Here is a 20,283-nt window from a genome sequence, read left to right as displayed (position 1 = left end):
TTATTTTATCTTATACCCTACACTTCCATTATAGACTATATCCTCTGCTTTTATATCATCGTTTTTAAGCATATCACTTATATCTATCTTGTCTTTATCAAACTCTATATCTTCTTGATAGGTATAAGCCATAGCAACAGAGCTAACACCGCTTATAGCTTCTAACTCTTTAAATTTCTTAACCTCTTCATTTACACTATCTACAGTTATAACGGCTACTATTTTAATCCCTTCATGAGTTATAATCTCACAATCTTTTACCTCTTTTGCTCTAGCCAAAACCTCATCAACCAAATCAGGCTTATCTACATATATAATCACACTTGAAATATTCAATCTATCCTCCAAAATAATAATTTTTTGTCGTAAGCGGTAGTTATAAGCTTATTGTTGCTTATAAAAATAATATCATTTATAGCATCTTGCTTTGTATTTAAAGTGGTTATTTTTGATAAATTTCTTGTGTTTATTATATCAACATCATTTAACTCTCCATTCACAAAAGCACCGATATTAGAATCAGGGCTTAAGCCAACGGCATAAACTAAAAATTCAGTCTTTATTTTATCTATTTTTCCATCTTTATAAACACCCGCAAACTTATCAACACTACCGCTTATCAAGGTATTTTCTTTAAAATCAATACTATATATTTTATCTTTATGAATATCTAGTGTATTTATAATCTTATCCTTTAAGATGTCATAAAAATAAACCTTACCACCCTCAGTTGCAACACAAAGCATTTTTTTGTCAATACTTAACTTCATATCTGACATAGAGGCTGTGGATAGTTTGGTATTTTTATAAATTTTATTATCATTCAAGCTCAAAAAATAAAGCTCATTACTAAGCGAACCCAAAACTACATTTGCATCATCTAAAAAATAGGCTTTTTTTATAGACTGGTTTTGAAGTTTTTGTTTAGTAGCTATACCATTTTTTACAAGATAAATAATCCTATCACCAAAATCACCTTCTGCCAAAACAATCACTTTGCCATTAAGCTCATCTATGCTTAAGACCTTGGGATTATTGTTATCATTAAAAAAATTCTTTATCTTTTTTAAAGTTAGTATATTTGTAGATTTATCATTTTTGATATCATAATCCATTACCAAGCCATCATCCGTAGCTATATAAAGATTATCATTTACAAAAGCTACATTTAAAACATTTGCATTTAGTTCTACCGTTTTATAAGGAACTTTCAAAACATCACAAAAAGCAAAAATCATAGACATACAAATACAAAAAACAATCTTCATACTGCCCTCATTGATATTGATCTCTTAAAACATACATAAAAACACTCGCCACAATTTACACATTTATCATTTATCATAGGTCTAAATACACCAAAAAAGTTTATCGCATTAAATCTACAAACATCTTGGCAATTATAACAAATAACCCCATTCCAAGCTAAGCAAGTGCTTGTATCTATACTTGTTTTTGCTATTATTTTTGAAGGATTGTTTATATTTAATACATTTGTTTGATTTTGCTCACAAGCCAAGGCACAATCTTTACAAAAATTACAACCAAGCTCTTTAACTTCAAAAACAATCCTATCTTCTTTTAAGCTAAGTAGCTCTCTATCGCAGCTATCAACGCAAGGTGCTAAACAATCTTTACAATCAAACTCTCCACTAAAATAAGGTGGGGTTATAAATTTGGGCGCATTTTTATTTGCACCCAAAAATTTACCAAATAGCTCTCTGCGCTGCACTTTTAGCGAACGCCATCATTTAAAATTTCAAGCAAGTTTGACTTTGTTTTTGAATCTGGATTTCTAAAATCAGCTTTGAAATTATTTTTAAAAGGCGTATCCGTATTTGCTTGTGGCACATGGCAAGTTGTGCAAACAAATCTCTCATCATCTAACACACCCTGCAAATCTTTTTTATTTCTTATATCATAAAGGTGAGAAGCTGGTATAGCTGTAGCTCCGCTATCAGCTGCAAACTCAGGCATATGACAAGTAACACACATATTCATATCTTTTGTAATAGGCACTAAACCCTCCGTATCATGAGGTATAAAAGGTGGTGCATTTTCAAAAGAACGATCAAACTTTTTTGATTCCCCAGCTGGAGCAGCCGTCCAATTAATATCTTTTAATACCACATCTTTTTCATTAGAAAGCTCAACCTTCCTAATGCCTATTTCTGTATCGCTAACAGTTTTTGAAGGCATATCACAAGCAGCCATCAAAAAAACTAAAATAGCTGATGATATTATTTTAATTTTCATTTTTTCTCCTTAAATTTCTAATACTAAATTTCAAAGCGTTGTCATCACAAACATCTATACAACGCCCACAGCTTATACACTCTGTGTTTTTGACAAAATCACTACGCCTACCTATCATATCTAAAACCTGAACTTCAGGACATACTATCTTGCATTTATTGCATTTTGTGCAATGGTCTAAGTCATGAGCAATACGAATAAACGAAAATCTAGAGATAATTGCATAAAATGCTCCAAGGGGGCATAAGTGCGAACAAATTCCTCTTTGCATTATAAACATCTCAAAAACAATAATGCATAAAATAATGCCAAAAACAGAAGAGTTTAAAAATATAATAGCTCTAGCTAATAAACCTATATAACTCACACTTTCAAAAGCGGCAAAAGATAGCATAAAAGAAAAGATAAGAGTAAATAAAAGCAGAAAATATCTAGTTTTTTTGCTTAAATTTAATAACTTTTTTTCTTTATTAAAGCCAAATTTTTCTCTAAGCTTAAAAGCCATGTCAACAAATAAATTGACAGGACAAACCCACGAACAAAAAGCTCTTGGTGCTATCAAAGCATAAAACATAAATACAATAAAAGCTCCAAAAATAGCACTAAACCCTACACTAAAACCAGCCAAACTTAGCTGTAAAACAGCAAAAGGGTCACTTAAAGGTATTGTGTTTAAAATCAAAGATGAACTAAAATCGCCTTTTAAAAGACTTAGTCCATAGTAGTTGCTAGATATAAACAAGACAAGTAAGGAAATTTGAATAAATCTTCTAAAAAATAAAACTTTCATCAAAATTCCTCATCATTTAAATAATCAATTGCTTTTTTGCTATCAAGTTTTATATCTGTGCTTGTATTATTAAGTCTATTTTCATCTTTGCTATCCCAACCTTTTATATAATTATCACCTACTTTACCAACGACTTTATTTCGTGGCATTACCACAATGGCTGGATCTTGTGTGATACAAACCCTTTCACAAAGCCCACATCCGGTGCAAATATCACTATCAACAACAGGAAGTAAAAATGCGTGTTTTTGAGTTCTGTCATTTCTTTTGTATTCAAGATATAAAGCCTTGTCTATATATGGACAGGCTCTATAACAGGCATCACACTGAATACCCCAGTAAGCAACACAATGCTTCATATCAACAACAGCTACACCTATTTTTGATTTACTCGCATCTAATTTACCCTTAGTACTAACCAAACTAGTATCTAAAGCACTTGTAGGACAGGCGGTAACACAAGGCAATGAAGTACACATATAACAAGGTGTCTTTCTTGGTTCAAAAAATGGAGTGCCGACCGCAATGCCATCTTTTATATCTGCTAGTTTTAATGTATCAAATGGGCATTCAACAACACAAAGCCCACAACGAATACAGCTTTTTAAAAACTCGCTTTCTTGCTTTGCTCCTGGTGGGCGAAGAAGAGTAGTGCTTTTGGCACTAGCTACTTCTTTAAAGATAAATCCACCAGCAACACCAAGCGCTATGCCTTTTGCTGTAAATTTTAAAACTTCTCGTCTATCTAGCAAGATTAAGCCTTGTAAATTTTAACTGCACATTTTTTATAATCAGTTTCTTTTGAAAGTGGGCAAGTTGAATCTAATGTAACTTTATTTATAAATACATTTTCATCAAACCAAGGCACATAAACAAGCCCCATAGGTGGCTTGTTTCTACCATTTAGCTCAACCTTAGCTTTTACTTTGCCTCTTCTTGATTCTACCCAAACTATATCATTTTTCTCTACGCCAAGTTTGTTAGCATCCTCTTCGCTCATATAGCAAAGTGCCTCAGGAACAGCACGGTAAAGCTCAGGAACACGCATAGTCATAGTACCTGAATGCCAATGCTCTAAAACACGGCCAGTACATAGCCAGAATGGATACTCTTCGCTTGGCATTTCGCAAGGTTCCATATAAGGTCTAAAGAAAATTTTAGCCTTGTTTGCAAGTGATTTTTTATCTTTATCTGTTACACCTGTTAAATTTCCACTAGAAAGTGCAGCTGCTTTGTTTCCATAAAATGCAAATTTCTCATCTGGAGCAGCTTTTTTAGCATAAGGGTCAAATTTTGTATTAAATCTCCACTGAGTTTCTTTACCATCAACAACAGGCCATCTAAGACCTCTAACCCTATGATAAGTATCAAAATCAGCGAGGTCATGCCCATGACCTAAGCCAAATTTTCTATACTCTTCCCAAAGATATTTTTGAATGAAAAATCCATAGCCTTTAAATTCTTTACCATCAGAACCAATAACTTTTCTACTATCTCCAAAAACTTCTGTATTGTCAAAGCCTTGCATGATATCATCATCAGCACTAAAGCTTTTTGCCTCTTCGTTTGCAAACAATACATCAAACAATGTATCATCTTCGCTATAACCCATGCTTTTTGCTTCGCTTAAAACATCAGGAAGAGTTACTTTGTCATTTAACTTTGTCTCTTTCCAAAAATCTTTTATTTTAAATCTCTTTGAAAACTCAAGTATTTGCCAAATATCAGGCATCGCTTCACCTACAGGTAATACTTGCTGTCTCCAATGCTGCGTTCTACGCTCAGCGTTACCGTAAGCACCCCATTTTTCATATATCATCGCAGTAGGTAAGATAAGGTCAGCAACCTTAGCAGATATACCAGGATAAGGGTCAGAAACAACTATAAAGTTATCCATTTCCCTTGCTGCTTTTATCCAGTGGTTTGCATTTGCTGTATTTTGCCAAGGGTTATTTACCTGAACCCATACAAACTTAACCTTGCTATCTTCCAAATCTCTCATTAGCTTAACATAGTGAGAGCCAACAACACTATTTATAGTGCCTTTTGGAAGTTTCCATATTTTTTCAGCGATCTCTCTATGCTTAGGATTTCCTACAACCATATCAGCGGGAAGCCTATGAACAAATGTTCCAACCTCACGAGCTGTTCCACAAGCACTTGGTTGTCCTGTAAGAGAAAATGCACCAGAACCAGGAAGGGCTTGTTTGCCAAGTAAGAAATGCACCATATAGGCTTGTTCATTTACCCAAGTGCCTCTTTGGTGTTGGTTAAATCCCATAGTCCAAAAGCTTACAACTTTACGATTTTGTTCTATATATAAATCAGCTAAAGTTTTTAGCTTTTCTTTAAATTCTTCAATGCTTTCATTTGGATTTCCTTTTGCAAGTTTAGCCACAAAATCAAGCGTATAAGGCTCAAGTGCTTTTTTAAACTCATCAAATGTTATATGCCAGTGACTACCAGCTTTTTTAGTATTTTTATTTTCAAGTGTATCTCCAGCTTTTAAACCAAGATAAGAAAGAGTAACACCCTCAGCTTCACTTACTATTTTTGATTTTTCTTTTGAAGCTATATCTAGCTCACTTGGAGAGTATTTTTTGTGTTTTATATCATCTCTTAAACCATAACCTATATCAGCCGGACCTGTTGTAAATACGCAGTGCTTTTGCACAAAATCCATATCTATCATCTCAGGGTGGTTATAAACTATCTCTCTTGCTATATAGTTCCAAATAGCTAAGTCAGTAGATGGAGAGAAAACTATCTCTATATCTGCTAAATTTGAAGTTCTTGTAGAGTAAGTGGTTAAGTTTACGACCTTTACTTTTTCAGGGTCACTAAGCTTTCTATCGCTAACCCTAGACCAAAGTATAGGGTGCATTTCTGCCATATTTGCTCCCCAAGTAACTATAGTATCTGTTAGCTCTATATCATCAAAACAGCCAGATGGTTCATCAACACCAAAAACTTGCATAAAAGCCACAACAGCAGAAGCCATACAGTGACGAGCATTTGGATCTATATTGTTACTTCTAAAACCAGCTTTCATAAGCTTAGCAGCAGCGTATCCTTCTTGGATAGTATATTGACCTGAGCCAAATATACCTATACCGTGAGGTCCAAGCTCATCGTATGCTTTTTTAAACTGAGTTTGCATAACATCAAAAGCTTGTTGCCAACTAACTTGTTTAAACTTACCTTTTTTATCAAACTCACCTTTTTCGTTTACTCTCAAAAGTGGATGAATTATACGATCTTCACCATACATAATTTTTGCATTAAAATAACCCTTAATACAATTTAAGCCACGATTTACAGGTGCTTCTGGGTCCCCTTTTACAGCAACTATCTTGCCACCCTTTGTAGCAACCATAATACCACAACCAGTCCCACAGAAACGACAAGCTGCCTTGTCCCATCGCCAACCTTTTTCACCCTCATTTGCTGACAAACCGCTAGGCACACTTATGCCAGCACTAGCACAGGCAGCAGAAGCAGCAGCTGATTTTATAAAATCTCTTCTGTTCATATTTTCTCCTTTAAGACTAAAATCAATTTTATTATAATATTTAATTTTTATTTAAAACACCTTGATACAAATCAATTAATTTAAACTATGGAATTAAAAGCATTAAAAAACATAAGTATAATTTATATAAGACAGTATAACATAAAGTATGGATTAACCATACTTTAAATAAGAATAATTTATTTAATTTTTTTACTTCCTATATATGTAGCAACAACTTCCCTTGAACCGTCCTCTTTAAAAGCAACTACATCATAAGTTTCTGGCACACTTCCTTGCTCCATACCAAGACTTTCAAGTGGCATTCCAGGAACACTAATTCCTAAAACATCTTTTGGTTTTTTTGCTAAAAGAGATTTTATCTCATCGGCAGGAACATGTCCCTCAACAACATAACCATCAACAACAGCTGTGTGGCAAGATGATAGTTCTAATGGAACTTTGTATTTAGATTTTATAGATATTATTTCATCTGTTTTTATCTCTTTAGTTTCAAAACCATTTTGATTCATATTTTTTTCCCAATTAGAACAACATCCACAACTAGGAGATTTATAAACTTCAATCATCTGAGCTTGTAATAAGCCAACAAGAACCAAACTAGATAAAACAATTTTTTTCATTTAAGTCCTTTTTAGTAAAAATTATACAAATTTCAAATATTTTACCAAAAGATAATTTAATTAGAAAGATAAGGTATTGATAGATAATAAATATAAGACAAAAGTAAATTAAAATGGCCGGGAGATAGGGATTCGAACCCCAGGAGGTGTTACCCTCAACGGTTTTCAAGACCGCCGCTTTCGACCGCTCAGCCATCTCCCGACTAATAAAGAAGTTGAATTATACCAGAAAAATCTTAAATTTTCCTAATTTATTCAGTTTTTTCTTTAATATATGTTGCGCCTTTATTTACCTTCTCTTTTGTCCACTCTTTAGCACCTTTGGCATCATCTTTAACACCATTCCATGTGCTAGAACATGCTACAAAAAACAAAGAAACAAAAAATATAAATAAAGCATTTTTCATATAAAAACCTTTTAAAATTTTATGGAGGCGACACCCGGATTCGAACCGGGGATCAAAGCTTTGCAGGCTCATGCCTTACCGCTTGGCCATGTCGCCAAAATTTTAAAGACAACATCTTACAATAAAATAAGAAATAAGTCAATAGAAAAATAAATTTTATACAAATAAAACAATAAATAAATTAAATAAAACTTTTAACTATCTTGATTTACAACATCATGCTCTTTGCTCATAATTCTAAGCATTTTTGAGCTTTTAATCTTTGCATCATCTTTAAAAATAGCACGAACCCTATCCATCCCAGCATAAAAATCACGCATAAGAGTAAGACATATATATCTTCCAAAATCACTAGGATAAATAACTCCGTTTTCTTCTCGTATAGCACCTATAAGCTTTAACATATTAACCTCAAATGCCAAATCTTTATATAAATTTGCATTATTTTGTGTGTTATAAGATTTTACATCAAGCATACCATCAAAAAGTTTTATCAAAAGTCTATATTTTAATGTCTCTTTTTTATCAAATCCACACTTTGCTATAATAGCACTATCTCCATTTTTAACTTTTCTTCCATAATCAAACAAATTAAATGCATTAATTACAAGCTCGCCATTTAAAAAGCTAAAAGCACCACTTCCTATGCCGACATATTCATCGTTTGAACCGACATATTCATCTTTTAAATTCATCTTTTCTTTAGAAAATGCCCATGCATTACTTTGGTAATAGTCTTTGAAATTCTCACATATAATATCATAAAACTCGCGTTCATTATCGACATCTGAAACACCAAGCGATTTAGCTATAGAATCTCTTGTTAAGTTTGACTTCATAAGAGGATAAAGAGTGATTTGCTCAGGAGCTATCTGTTTTGCTATTTTTATGTCATTTAATAATTGCTCAGTTGTTTGATTTGGAAGATTAAAAATAAGATCCAGGCTTAAAGCTGGGAAAAACCCTAAAGCTTTTTTTAATTTTTCTTGAACATCTTTTGAACTTCCAAATTTTTCGTATCTTCCGACTTTTTTTAAAATATCATCATCAAAGCTTTGAACACCAACACTTAATCTATCAATCAACCCCTTAAATCTTGTCAAACTTTCAGGAGATATGTGATTTGGGTCACTTTCAGCAGAAATGTCTTTTATATCAAAAAGATCTTTCGCTAAAATAAGTGTTTTTTCTAGCTCTTCTTCGTTTATTAAAGTAGTTCCACCGCCAACATACAAAGAGTTAAAATTAAATCCAACATCTTTCATTTGCCTCATCTCAAGGCGTAAATTTTCAAAATATATTTTTGCTAGGTCTTTTTCATATTGATACTTATGAAAAGAACAGTATGGACAGAATGTATGACAAAATGGCACATGAGCATATAACATATAACTCTTGCCTTCTTTTGGTTTTTTACTATATTGGTTATCCTGATTCAATATTTTTATATTAAATTCGCTATAAAGAGACTTTTGTATAGAATTATGAGCATAACGAACGGCCAAGCTTTCAACTATTTTTTTAAGACCCATTTATAAACCCTTTTTTTTTAATTTTGATAAAAATAATTTAATAGGATAACCAAAAACAACTAATATAAAACTTACAGTGAAATAAAAAAAATTATTTTAAATTTTTAAAGCTAATAGGCAATTCTAAATTCAATGCCTTTATCGCTTTTATACACTCTTGTAAATCATCTATGCTTTTTCCAACTATCCTTACCTCTTCTCCTCTAATTGTTGCATTAACTTTAAGCTTTAATTCCTTGATAGCTTTTGTAATTTTCTTTGCATTATCGCCATCTAAGGTATCATTTAATTTAAGCAAAGCTCTCATATTTGCACCACTTGCTGGCTCTCTTTTTTGTTCACTAAGTGCCACTGGTGGTATGTTTCGCTTTATGAGTTTTGAAACAACTATATCTTTTAAAGCATCTAGCTTATTATCACTTGTGGAAGTTAATGTTATGATTTTATCTTTTTCATTTAACTCTATTTCTGCGGTAATACCCTTAAAATCATATCTACTCGCAAGCTCTTTTTTAGCTATCTCAATAGCATTTTTAACTTCCATTAAATTTACTTCTGCACTTACATCAAAGCTATGTTCACTTGCCATCTAAAAAATCCTCTATATTTTTAACCATCAAGCTTATTAGTTTTTTTCTAGCTTCAAAACTAGCCCAAGCCACATGAGGTGTTATTATTAAATTTGATTTATTTTTTACTTCTAAAAGCTTATTTTCTGATTCTATGGGTTCATGCACCAAAACATCAATGCAAGCTTTTATATTCTTACTGTCTATAACTTTCGCCAAAGCACTCTCATCAACAATACCGCCTCTACCAAAATTTGCTATGATAGCGCCATCTTTCATAAGCTCAAGCTCTTTTTCGCCTATTAAACCCTTTGTATTTTCATTTAAAGGGGCATGAATACTTACAATATCGCAAGTTTTTAAAAGTTCTTCTAGACTAAGCTTGGTATATTCTTGATTTGAGTTTTTGCCACTTGTTGAATAATAACTCACATTAGCACCAAAAGCTGAAGCGACTTTTGCAACATTTCTGCCGATTTCTCCAAGACCTATAATTCCAAAATTTTTACCAGCTAATTCAAATATGCTTTTGTCTAAATGTGTAAAAATATCACTTTTTACCCATCTACCATCTTTAACATAATCATCATAATATCTTACTTCATTTAATACATATAAAATTGAAGCAAATGTTTGTTGAGCAACACTATTTGTAGAATATCCAGCAACATTTTTAACCGGAATTTGCTTTTGCTTTGCATACTCCATGTCTATATTGTTTGTGCCTGTAGCACTAACACAAATAAGTTTTAAATCACAAGCATCAATAACCTCTTTTGTTATTAAAACCTTATTTGTTATAACAACATCTGCCCCTTTTAGTCTTTGGATTGTCTGAGAAGCATCAGTTTTTTCATAAGTTATAAACTCACCAAAACGATTAAATATGCTTAAATCAACATCGCCTAAAGTAAGTGTATCAAGACAAACTATTTTCATTATCAATCCTTTATGAAATGTCCTACAAACTTGGATGTATTGTTTAAAATATCTCCACCTTTTCTATATCCTAAAGCACAACCCTCATACGCAAAAAACACACCTGCTTGATAGTTACTACCTTTTTCATCTTTATTAAACTCATAAAATTCTTGATATATGGCCTTACTTTCATCGTATTCGCCACCATTTTTACTGCTTATTTCCCCATTTGCTTCTATAATAGAAACATTAGCCCCTTCTCTACCAAAGATAGGTTTTTTTACACATTTTTTACCATCTAATGGCTTGTCGCTTGTTTGAAGTAATAAAGGATGATTTGGATATAAATCCCATAAAATTTTAAGTATCCCTTTGCTTTGAAATAGCAAAGTATAAGCCGGATTTAAAACAATAGCCTTTTGGTTTTGTAAAATATTTTTTAGTATCAAAGCAAGTTCACCCTCTTGTATAGCTATATCCTCCCAAGGAATTAGCTTAAACCAATACTCATAACTTTCATCATCTTTAAAAATACCATCTTCATCGCTAAATTTAACCTCATCCACATAAGCAAATTCTGTCTGAAACCCAGCCTCCGTGGCTGCATTTTTAAGAAGTTTTGTTGTATTTTCATCTTCAATACTTCCAGCTACACTGCTAAAAAGTATCTTCCAACCCTCATAAAATTTATCAAACTCACTTGTATCCTCGCTTAAAGTCACCAATCTTTTGAAATTTTCAACCAAGCCAGCATACAAATCATTAAATTGTAAATCTTCATCCATTTTATTAAACTTAAGCATAGCCCATTGGATAATAGCTGTCTCAAAAACAGCGGTTGGTGTATCTGCATTAAACTCAATAAGTTTAATCGGCTTACCATCAAGACCACCAGCTAAATCAAATCTTCCGTATAAATGCCAATGAACATCATTTTCCCAGCTTTGTTTTATCAATTCAACAAGATTAAAAGGAATACCAACCTCGTGAAATAAATTATTTTCAATTACATACTCAGCCGCATTTATAAACATATCATAAAGCTCATTGGTTGCTTCATAGTAAGCTTCTGCTTCATATTGCTCAACCTGTATAATTTCATCACTTACATAAGATGTGTTATCTTCATCTGTATGCCATGTAAAGCCTATTTGTTCTAAAAATTCATTATTTAGCGGTTGTATTTTTTTTAATTTTATCATTTATATCACCCTCCAAAACTTTGCTTTGAACCACTTGATTTACTTCCACCGCCAAAAAATCCACTCTTTCCGCTACCAGCTCTTGAAGAAGTTGCTTTTGCTTTTTTAAAGCTATCAGCACTTCTTGAATAAGCACTAGGGCTTTTATATGCTGTTTGTCTTTGGTTTTGAAAATTTTGATTTCCAAAAAGCTTATTTCCTATCCAGCTACCGATAATAGCACCGGCTGCCGAGCTAAGCAATATCTCACCAAGGCCTGCTCCACCATTTGAAACCTGCGCATCTGGATTTGTTAAGTTTGAAGTTCCATTATCAATTTTTGCATTTTCTCTTGCTACAAGATCATCCATCTCTTCTTTTGTAAGAACTCTTTCGCTACCATCAAGAGATTTTAAAACAACTCTTGTTTCGCTACTAGGATACTCTTCTCTCACCTTATACTTTCCTGGAGCAGTCTCTTCTATAACCACAAAAGCGCCCTTTTGAACTTGGGACTTTGATGATTGTTCAAAGCTATTGTCATTTCCACAACCACTAAGTCCAGCCATAACCAAAGCTCCAAAACCACCAATCGCTGCATAAGTTGCTATCTTTTTTATGTGTTTCATATTTCTCCTAATATCTGCTTGATTGTTTTATTTTTCCTAACAAGAACCAATCCATTTTTAAACTTTACAAACTTACTTTTATTTATTTGTTTTATAATCTTTTTTTCTATTTTTTTAATTTTTACAGAACTTAAATTTAATTGGTCTAAATAATCATCCAAGCTTATGTATTTTTTATCACTTATCTCATCTACTTGTGCATCTATTACAGATTCTTTGTCTTCTTCAATATCATAACCATCACTTTGTTTATGTTGTAAAAGCGGTTTTTGCATAGCATTTAAAAATTGCATGAGCTTTTCATCTCTATCTTTATATATAGAGATGAGTTCTTTTTTACCTTCTATAAGCATTTGTTCTTTTTGTCTAAACAGCTCTTCCTTGTCTTGTTGCAACAAAGTATTTTTCTCTTTTAATTCTGCTAGCTCATTTAATAAAAACTCTACAAAATCACTATCTTTTGCATTTTGTTTTTTTGTATTTTTGGTGGTTTTAGTAGTTTTTTTATCTTCTTTTTTATTTAAATCCGAATCATTGTCTATGCCGAATAAAACAAATTTATGCCCATTTTCTTCAATTGATTTTAAAGAGCCTCTTCGTATTCTATTATAAACTGCTTCTTTTGTGATGTTTAAAAAATCTGCAGCCTCGCTTACTAGCATTTTTTGCATTATATCTCCAAAAAAGAAAGCATAAAAAATGATAGCTGATTACTAAAAAACAATCAGCTATATTTTGGTTAGAGTTTTGACTCGTAACGTCTAAGCATATAAAGACGCTTAAGCATCTTTTTGCGAGCAGCAATTTTTTGCTTTTTACGAATTTCTGTCATAGGTTCAAAAAAACGTCTAGCTCTTACTTCTGTTACTACAAGGTTACGGTCAACTTGTTTTTTAAATTTCCTGTAAGCCTCGTCAAAAGACTCATTAGGATGTACCTTAATTCCTGGCACTCTCCTCACCACCTTTCAAAATAAGATTAGTCGGCGATTATATCTTAAAAAGCTAAATTTTCCAAATTTAAAGATTATTTTAGCAGCACAGGGTTATAATCTACACAATATATTTATTTAACTTAAATAGTAATATTTTTAACATTAGGGGCTAAAATGTATGCAAAAAAAAGGTATTTGAGTTTTTTTATAATTACCTGTATAGCCATGTTTTTACCGTTTTTTAAGGTAAACGATAACCACTTATTTTTATTAAATTTTGATCAAAAAGAGCTTAATCTATTTTTTATCAAGTTTGATATGCAAGAACTATATTTAATGCCTTTTGTTTTTATAATACTATTTTTATTTATATTTTTTATGACAACACTTGGTGGTAGAGTATGGTGTGGCTGGAGTTGTCCACAAACCATTTTTAGAACATTTTATAGAGATTTATTACAGACCAAACTTCTAAAAATCAGAAAAAATGTAAAAAACAAGCAACAGGATACGCAAAACGGAATCAAGAGCATTGTGGCTATTGTTATTTGGACTTGTGTTTCATTTATCATAGCCTGTAATTTTATGTTGTATTTTATACCTAGTGACTATTTTCTTGATTACTTATTAAATCCATCCGAACATAAAGTTTTAATTGGAATTTTAGCAATCATAACATCATGGCTTGTATTTGACATCGCTTTCTTGGCTGAAAAATTTTGTATTTACATATGTCCTTATGCAAGGATACAATCTGTCATGTTTGACAACGATACAATGCAAGTTATATATAATGAAAAACGTGGCGGAAAGATATTTGACGGAGCAGTAAAACTATGGAAAAAACCTCCAAATGAGATTGATGAATGCACTGGCTGTGAATCTTGTGTAAAGATATGCCCTACGCACATAGACATAAGAAGAGGTATGCAACTTGATTGTATAAACTGCTTAGAATGTATAGATGCCTGTTCTTCGGTTATGCAAAAACTAGGGAAAACATCTTTAATAACATGGACAAGTCAAAATGCAACTCAAAACAATACAAAAGTAAAATTTGCTCGCTTTAGAACTATCGCTTACTGCGTTGTTTTAACAATAGCTTGTGTTGTTTTATTTTTAATGAGCGGAAAAAAAGAAAACATGCTTTTAAATATAAATAGGACAAGCGAACTTTATAAGATTGTAGATAATAATATCGTAGAAAATTACTATGTATTTTTATTTCAAAATACAGACAAAAAAGACCACTCATACTTTTTTGACACAAACAACACAAATATCAAAATTCTATCTCCAAAAAAACCATTTGGCATAAAGGCTGGTTACAAGAAAAAGATTATTGTTACATTAGCATCGGAAAATTTAAATCAAAATTCAACAAAAGACATTCCTACAAAGATAAAAATAAAGGCATTTGCAGATGACAGCAAAGACTTGATAAATGTAGATAGAGATACGATATTTGTTTATCCTAAAAAAATACGGTAAAATTATAATTTTACATTTTTAAGGAAGGTACAATAAGAATATGAGCATTTCAAACAAGGGTCAGAAGAGATATGATAATTTCATACAAGTAGGGCTTGAACTATTTTTACAAAACGGATATGAAAGAACTAGTTTAAACGACTTGGTTCGTAAAAGTGGTGGTTCACTTGCTAGTATATATAAATTTTTTACAAACAAAGAAGGCCTTTTTGAGGCTATACTAGATAAAAAATTTAGTGACTTCCAAGAAAATCTTGAAAAAAGTGTAAAATTGAAAGACACTAATAATTTAGATGAATATTTATATAAATTTGCTATTAGCTACATAGAAATTTTTTATAGGATAGAAGTTATAGAACTTTCTAGAATTGTCATTAGTGAAACATATAAAAATCCTGGACTTGGGAGAATTTTATATGAAAGCATTGTATCAAAGAGTGTAAACCTTTTAATACAATACTTTGAAAGAGAAGAGATAAAATCACAATTAAAAGACCTAGAGCTTCCGATATCGGAAGAAAAAGAATCTTATACAGAGAGCGAAACACTTGCTTATAAGTTTTGTGCATTAATAAGAGATCCTTTTTACACACATACACTTTGGCTTGGAAATAAAGAGATAAAAAGCCCTACAAAAAAAAGAAAAGAGATGATGGCTAAAAACATAGTTGAAATTTTTTTATATGGAGCATGTAAAAAATAAAATAAAATACACCTATTTTTATTAGGTGTATATTTTATATAATCTGCAAATTAATCAAAAAAATTAAAATTATTATAAATCAAATTTCAATCAAAATGCAAGATTATTAATGTGTATTTTCTGTTTTTAAGAAATAAATAAAAACAAAATTTATAGACATAAAAATATATTTATAGATTATAGTTTTATAATAAGAATTTTAATACAAATCCACAATATAAAAATTATCAAAAATAATTTGAAAAATTTTATTTTATATAGTGTTTTACTTATATTTAAGGAAATTTTAAATAAAATTAGGTCTTTTTTATAAATTTAGTTGAAAGGAATTACTGTGCCAACCATAAATCAATTGGTCAGAAATGAACGTAAGAAGGTGACTTACAAGTCAAAATCACCTGCACTTAAAGAGTGCCCTCAAAGAAGAGGAGTTTGCACGAGAGTTTATACAACTACTCCTAAAAAGCCAAACTCAGCTCTTAGAAAAGTTGCCAAAGTTAGATTAACTAGTGGCTTTGAAGTTATTAGCTATATAGGCGGAGAAGGCCACAACCTACAAGAACACTCAATAGTTCTAGTTCGTGGTGGTAGGGTTAAAGACTTACCGGGTGTTAAGTATCACATCGTTCGTGGTGCATTAGACACAGCTGGTGTAGCAAAAAGAACAGTTTCTCGCTCTAAATATGGTGCTAAACGCCCTAAAGAAGCTAAGAAGTAAAATAATAATATATGCAGACTAGCTCAAGTTTTAGCCTAGTTTGAGTAAAATTTTTAAATTTGAAGGAATAAAATGAGAAGAAGAAAAGCCCCTGTAAGGGAAGTTTTACCTGATCCGATTTATGCAAATAAAGTAATTACTAAATTTATCAACTCGCTTATGTATGATGGAAAAAAAAGTGTAGCTACTGAAATAATGTATGGTGCTATAAAAGCTATAGAAAAAAAAGGTGCTGATTTAAAAGGTATAGATGTATTTAATGACGCTATCGAAAATGTTAAACCTATAATGGAAGTTAAATCTCGTCGTGTTGGTGGTGCTACATACCAAGTGCCAATCGAAGTTCGTCCAGCAAGACAACAAGCATTAGCTATTCGCTGGATAATAACTTTTGCTAGAAAAAGAAGCGAAAGAACTATGATAGAAAAACTTGCTAATGAGCTATTTGATGCTGCAAATTCAAAAGGTGCTTCATTTAAGAAAAAAGAAGATACATACAAAATGGCAGAAGCTAACAAAGCATTTGCTCATTATCGTTGGTAAGATTAAGAGAGGAATTTTATGTCAAACAGAAAAACACCATTACATATGGTTAGAAACATTGGTATTGCCGCACACATAGATGCTGGTAAAACAACAACTAGTGAGAGAATTTTATACTTTACAGGTATGAGTCATAAAATAGGTGAAGTTCATGATGGTGCTGCAACAATGGACTGGATGGAGCAAGAAAAAGAAAGAGGTATAACAATTACTTCAGCTGCTACAACTTGTTTTTGGAAAGAACACCAAATTAACCTAATCGACACTCCGGGACACGTTGATTTTACTATTGAAGTTGAGCGTTCTATGCGTGTTCTAGATGGTGCTGTTGCTGTTTTTTGTGCTGTTGGTGGGGTTCAACCTCAATCTGAAACAGTTTGGAGACAAGCAAACAAATACCGTGTTCCAAGAATGGTTTTTGTAAACAAAATGGATAGAACTGGTGCTAACTTTTTTAATGTTGAGCAACAAATAAAAGACAGACTAAAAGCAAATCCTGTGCCTATACAAATTCCTATAGGTTCTGAAGATAACTTCAAAGGTGTAGTTGATTTGGTTACTATGAAAACTCTTGTTTGGGAAGATGAAAATAAACCAACTACATTTGTAGAAAAAGAAATTCCAGCGGAACTAAAAGAAAAAGCAGAAGAGTATAGAGCAAAAATGGTAGAATCTATCGCTGAAACAGATGATGCTTTAATGGAAAAATTCTTTGGTGGTGAAGAGCTAACAACAGATGAAATCAAAAAAGGTTTAAAAGCTGGTTGTCTTTCTATGGCAATCATACCTATGCTTTGTGGAACAGCATTTAAAAACAAAGGCGTTCAACCACTACTTGATGCTGTTGTTGAATATCTACCTGCCCCTGATGAAGTTGCTGCAATAAAAGGCGAGTATGAAGATGGCACAGAGGTTGTGGTTGATTCTACAGATGATGGCGAGTTTGCAGGTCTTGCATTCAAAATCATGACAGATCCATTTGTTGGACAACTTACATTCGTTCGTGTGTATCGTGGTAGTTTGGAGAGCGGAAGCTATGCCTACAACCCAGTAAAAGGTAAAAAAGAAAGAATTGGCCGTTTACTTAAAATGCACTCAAACAAAAGAGAAGAAATTAGTGTTTTACATGCAGGTGAGATAGGCGCTGTAGTTGGACTAAAAGATACACTAACAGGTGATACACTATCAAGCGATAAAGATCATGTTATCCTTGAAAGAATGGATTTCCCAGATCCAGTTATTAGCGTTGCTGTTGAACCTAAAACAAAAGCTGACCAAGAAAAAATGGCCATTGCTTTACAGAAACTTGCACAAGAAGATCCAAGCTTTAGAGTTGGAACAGATGAAGAAAGCGGACAGACTATTATTTCAGGTATGGGCGAGCTTCACCTTGAAATTATTGTTGATCGTATGCTTAGAGAATTTAAAGTTGATGCTGAAGTAGGACAACCACAAGTTGCTTACAGAGAAACTATAAGAAAAACAGTTGAGCAAGAATACAAATATGCAAAACAATCTGGTGGTCGTGGTCAGTATGGACACGTATTCTTACGTCTTGAGCCTTTAGAGCCAGGAAGTGGATATGAATTTGTTAATGATATCAAGGGTGGTGTTGTTCCTAAAGAATACATACCTGCAGTAGACAAAGGTTGTCAAGAAGCTTTACAAAACGGTGTTTTAGCGGGATACCCTGTTGAAGATGTAAAAGTTACATTATTTGATGGAAGCTACCACGAAGTTGATAGTTCTGAGATGGCATTTAAATTAGCTGCATCTATGGGATTTAAGGAAGGTGCTAGAAAAGCTGGCGCTGTAATACTTGAGCCTATGATGAAAGTTGAAGTTGAGACTCCGGAAGAGTATATGGGTGATGTTATAGGCGATCTTAATAAACGCCGTGGACAAATCAACTCTATGGATGACAGAAGTGGAAACAAAATAGTAACTGCATTTTGCCCACTAGCTGCTATGTTTGGATACTCAACAGACCTAAGAAGCCAAACTCAAGGTCGCGCAACATACTCTATGGAATTTGATCACTATGAAGAAGTTCCTAAAAATGTTAGCGATGAAATCATTAAAAAGAGAAATGGTTAATTAGTTTACTTATAATGCAGGGTAAAAACTACCCTGCACTTTGAAAGTTTAACAATGAATGAAGTTAGTATAAATGAATCTTTTAAAATAACTGGTTTTAAAGCCACCACAACCAATAAAGATGAATCTGATTTAAAAACTTCCGTAATAGACAAATTATGGAATAATTTTTTTAAAAGTGGTGTATCTAACGAAAGTAATGTTAAATATGGAGTTTATTTCAATTACAAAGATAAACATTTTGGAAAATATGATATCTTGGTTGGAACAAAAAATTCAAAAAAGCAAACTTTAGACACTGTTGAGATACAAAAAAGGAAAATATCTAGTTTTTAAAAAAGAGGGTAGAATTCCAGAAATTGTTATAGAACTATGGCAAGAAATTTGGCATTTTTTTGAAAATAGCACCATAAAAAGAACTTATACTACTGATTTTGAAAAATACATTGATAATAATAAAGTAGAAATTTATATATCAATTTTATAATGTCCTCATAGCTCAGCTGGATAGAGCGCAAAATTCCTAATTTTGAGGCCACAGGTTCGAATCCTGTTGGGGACACCACCTTATTTAAAACCTTTTAGAAGCCACCAAAAATATAACTTTATATAATTTATTGTAAGTATTTTTTATAACCAAACAAAGCCTTTTATAGTTATATTTTATGCATAATTAAAAAAATAATAAGTTATATATAAGTTTTTAATATAACTAAATCTACTTTGAGGAGCGGAGACAACACTCAAAAAAGTCAGGGTAACTAAATAATCTATCCTGACAATAATCTTTTATTAAAAATACTCAGGCATTATTGCAATCTTTGTATCATGTAATTTATAAGTTATTCGTGGATATATTTTATTTTTATTTCTAGATTTCAATATGTTTTCTAACCGATAAAATCTATTTCTTATTGTTAACATAAAAATAAAAAATTCTATTACTGTCGCTAAAGTCTTTAAAAATTTAAATTATCAAGACTATCAAAACCATATAATTTATAAAATTATGTTTTCTAAAGATATATAATTATTCCAAAACTAAAATCTGACAAGCATTGGTTATGTGTATTATTATGAAATCTTCTATTTATCTTATATTTTTTCAATAATTTTTTATATCTTCGGAATCAACAATCCAGCCATAGCCCTTTAATTTAACTAGATAAAAATCAACTATATTTATTACTACGATATTTTTATCATAGCAATAATTCTAGTGAGTTTTGATATAAGATTAAAATTTTAGTATGTTGTATATATTATTATAAGATTCTAATCTTTTATCTGATATCAAATTTTCTAAATTCCTTAAAAAACATTCATTTAAAACAATTCCTTAAATTCTTCTATATTA

Annotated in this window: 23 protein-coding genes and 3 tRNA genes; 8 read left to right on the top strand and 18 right to left on the bottom strand. The window is 31.8% G+C overall.

The genetic code is table 11. From position 1 onward, the window contains the following. The 18 genes from CPIN18021_RS02210 to rpsU all read right to left on the bottom strand — a co-directional run bounded on the left by CPIN18021_RS02210 (window position 1) and on the right by rpsU (window position 13,392). Window positions 1-336: a chaperone NapD gene (locus tag CPIN18021_RS02210; protein ID WP_157888037.1), complete on the bottom strand. Its 336-nt coding sequence runs from the start codon at window positions 334-336 to the stop codon at window positions 1-3. Continuing rightward, the gene (locus tag CPIN18021_RS02205) at window positions 333-1,268 is read right to left on the bottom strand and encodes a WD40 repeat domain-containing protein (RefSeq protein ID WP_078424315.1); all 936 of its coding nucleotides are present in this window, start codon (window positions 1,266-1,268) and stop codon (window positions 333-335) included. Before CPIN18021_RS02205 ends, CPIN18021_RS02210 begins: the two co-directional genes overlap by 4 nt. Beyond that, entirely contained in the window at window positions 1,265-1,732 is a 468-nt protein-coding gene (locus tag CPIN18021_RS02200; protein WP_078424314.1) for a 4Fe-4S dicluster domain-containing protein, read from the bottom strand. The genes CPIN18021_RS02205 and CPIN18021_RS02200 overlap by 4 nt, the downstream gene beginning before the upstream one ends. A gap of 2 nt (window positions 1,733-1,734) precedes the next feature. Beyond that, window positions 1,735-2,256: a nitrate reductase cytochrome c-type subunit gene (locus CPIN18021_RS02195; RefSeq protein WP_069636897.1), complete on the bottom strand. Its 522-nt coding sequence runs from the start codon at window positions 2,254-2,256 to the stop codon at window positions 1,735-1,737. After that, window positions 2,246-3,046 carry a quinol dehydrogenase ferredoxin subunit NapH gene (gene napH, locus CPIN18021_RS02190; RefSeq protein WP_078424313.1) on the bottom strand — a complete coding sequence of 267 codons (801 nt, stop codon included), beginning with the start codon at window positions 3,044-3,046 and terminating at the stop codon, window positions 2,246-2,248. Before napH ends, CPIN18021_RS02195 begins: the two co-directional genes overlap by 11 nt. Beyond that, on the bottom strand, window positions 3,046-3,798 hold the full coding sequence (gene napG, locus CPIN18021_RS02185) for a ferredoxin-type protein NapG (protein WP_078424312.1): 753 nt from the start codon (window positions 3,796-3,798) through the stop codon (window positions 3,046-3,048). The genes napH and napG overlap by 1 nt, the downstream gene beginning before the upstream one ends. Before the next feature lie 2 nt (window positions 3,799-3,800). Further along, window positions 3,801-6,578 (bottom strand): nitrate reductase catalytic subunit NapA, encoded by a 2,778-nt coding sequence (gene napA, locus CPIN18021_RS02180; RefSeq protein WP_078424311.1) that lies wholly within the window; start codon window positions 6,576-6,578, stop codon window positions 3,801-3,803. Window positions 6,579-6,757: 179 nt separating this feature from the next. Beyond that, window positions 6,758-7,201, bottom strand: a complete 444-nt coding sequence (locus CPIN18021_RS02175; RefSeq protein ID WP_078424310.1) for a DUF411 domain-containing protein — start codon at window positions 7,199-7,201, stop codon at window positions 6,758-6,760. 114 nt (window positions 7,202-7,315) lie between these two features. After that, window positions 7,316-7,403: transfer RNA gene (locus tag CPIN18021_RS02170), tRNA-Ser, on the bottom strand. 49 nt (window positions 7,404-7,452) lie between these two features. Then, window positions 7,453-7,608: a hypothetical protein gene (locus tag CPIN18021_RS08975; RefSeq protein WP_180375120.1), complete on the bottom strand. Its 156-nt coding sequence runs from the start codon at window positions 7,606-7,608 to the stop codon at window positions 7,453-7,455. A 22-nt stretch (window positions 7,609-7,630) separates the two neighbouring features. Then, window positions 7,631-7,704, bottom strand: a tRNA-Cys gene (locus CPIN18021_RS02165). A 98-nt stretch (window positions 7,705-7,802) separates the two neighbouring features. Further along, complete coding sequence (locus tag CPIN18021_RS02160; RefSeq protein ID WP_078422967.1) at window positions 7,803-9,140, bottom strand: coproporphyrinogen III oxidase family protein; 1,338 nt, start codon at window positions 9,138-9,140, stop codon at window positions 7,803-7,805. 91 nt (window positions 9,141-9,231) lie between these two features. Further along, window positions 9,232-9,729 carry a YajQ family cyclic di-GMP-binding protein gene (locus CPIN18021_RS02155; protein ID WP_078422966.1) on the bottom strand — a complete coding sequence of 166 codons (498 nt, stop codon included), beginning with the start codon at window positions 9,727-9,729 and terminating at the stop codon, window positions 9,232-9,234. Further along, complete coding sequence (locus CPIN18021_RS02150; RefSeq protein WP_078424309.1) at window positions 9,719-10,648, bottom strand: D-2-hydroxyacid dehydrogenase; 930 nt, start codon at window positions 10,646-10,648, stop codon at window positions 9,719-9,721. Before CPIN18021_RS02150 ends, CPIN18021_RS02155 begins: the two co-directional genes overlap by 11 nt. Window positions 10,649-10,650: 2 nt before the next feature. Beyond that, window positions 10,651-11,832 (bottom strand): glutathionylspermidine synthase family protein, encoded by a 1,182-nt coding sequence (locus tag CPIN18021_RS02145; protein WP_078422964.1) that lies wholly within the window; start codon window positions 11,830-11,832, stop codon window positions 10,651-10,653. Window positions 11,833-11,837: 5 nt separating this feature from the next. Next, window positions 11,838-12,440 carry a UPF0323 family lipoprotein gene (locus CPIN18021_RS02140; protein ID WP_078422963.1) on the bottom strand — a complete coding sequence of 201 codons (603 nt, stop codon included), beginning with the start codon at window positions 12,438-12,440 and terminating at the stop codon, window positions 11,838-11,840. Further along, window positions 12,437-13,111, bottom strand: coding sequence for a DNA-binding protein (locus CPIN18021_RS02135; RefSeq protein WP_078422962.1), 675 nt, complete (start codon window positions 13,109-13,111; stop codon window positions 12,437-12,439). Before CPIN18021_RS02135 ends, CPIN18021_RS02140 begins: the two co-directional genes overlap by 4 nt. Window positions 13,112-13,179: 68 nt before the next feature. After that, on the bottom strand, window positions 13,180-13,392 hold the full coding sequence (rpsU, locus tag CPIN18021_RS02130) for a 30S ribosomal protein S21 (protein WP_069633181.1): 213 nt from the start codon (window positions 13,390-13,392) through the stop codon (window positions 13,180-13,182). Between the two features lie 156 nt (window positions 13,393-13,548). Here rpsU and ccoG point away from each other — a divergent pair, with 156 nt between their 5' ends. From ccoG to CPIN18021_RS02090, 8 genes are all read left to right on the top strand, one after another. Next, window positions 13,549-14,865, top strand: a complete 1,317-nt coding sequence (gene ccoG / locus CPIN18021_RS02125) for a cytochrome c oxidase accessory protein CcoG (RefSeq protein WP_078422961.1) — start codon at window positions 13,549-13,551, stop codon at window positions 14,863-14,865. A 40-nt stretch (window positions 14,866-14,905) separates the two neighbouring features. Next, window positions 14,906-15,568, top strand: a complete 663-nt coding sequence (locus CPIN18021_RS02120; RefSeq protein ID WP_078422960.1) for a TetR/AcrR family transcriptional regulator — start codon at window positions 14,906-14,908, stop codon at window positions 15,566-15,568. 334 nt (window positions 15,569-15,902) lie between these two features. Beyond that, on the top strand, window positions 15,903-16,286 hold the full coding sequence (rpsL, locus tag CPIN18021_RS02115; RefSeq protein WP_069633184.1) for a 30S ribosomal protein S12: 384 nt from the start codon (window positions 15,903-15,905) through the stop codon (window positions 16,284-16,286). A 72-nt stretch (window positions 16,287-16,358) separates the two neighbouring features. Next, window positions 16,359-16,829: a 30S ribosomal protein S7 gene (gene rpsG / locus CPIN18021_RS02110; protein WP_069633185.1), complete on the top strand. Its 471-nt coding sequence runs from the start codon at window positions 16,359-16,361 to the stop codon at window positions 16,827-16,829. Window positions 16,830-16,847: 18 nt separating this feature from the next. After that, window positions 16,848-18,926 (top strand): elongation factor G, encoded by a 2,079-nt coding sequence (fusA, locus tag CPIN18021_RS02105; protein WP_078424308.1) that lies wholly within the window; start codon window positions 16,848-16,850, stop codon window positions 18,924-18,926. 54 nt (window positions 18,927-18,980) lie between these two features. Continuing rightward, window positions 18,981-19,262: a hypothetical protein gene (locus CPIN18021_RS02100; protein WP_078422959.1), complete on the top strand. Its 282-nt coding sequence runs from the start codon at window positions 18,981-18,983 to the stop codon at window positions 19,260-19,262. After that, the gene (locus tag CPIN18021_RS02095; RefSeq protein WP_157886654.1) at window positions 19,228-19,413 is read left to right on the top strand and encodes a GyrI-like domain-containing protein; all 186 of its coding nucleotides are present in this window, start codon (window positions 19,228-19,230) and stop codon (window positions 19,411-19,413) included. Before CPIN18021_RS02100 ends, CPIN18021_RS02095 begins: the two co-directional genes overlap by 35 nt. A 1-nt stretch (window position 19,414) precedes the next feature. After that, window positions 19,415-19,491 (top strand) — tRNA-Arg (locus tag CPIN18021_RS02090). The last annotated feature ends 792 nt before the right edge of the window (window positions 19,492-20,283 follow it).

Origin of the sequence: Campylobacter pinnipediorum subsp. caledonicus, assembly GCF_002022005.1 — a bacterium.
GTDB lineage: Bacteria > Campylobacterota > Campylobacteria > Campylobacterales > Campylobacteraceae > Campylobacter_A > Campylobacter_A caledonicus.
The sequence above is the reverse complement of the archived record's forward strand: the minus strand, read 5'-3'. Positions and strand labels throughout refer to the sequence as shown.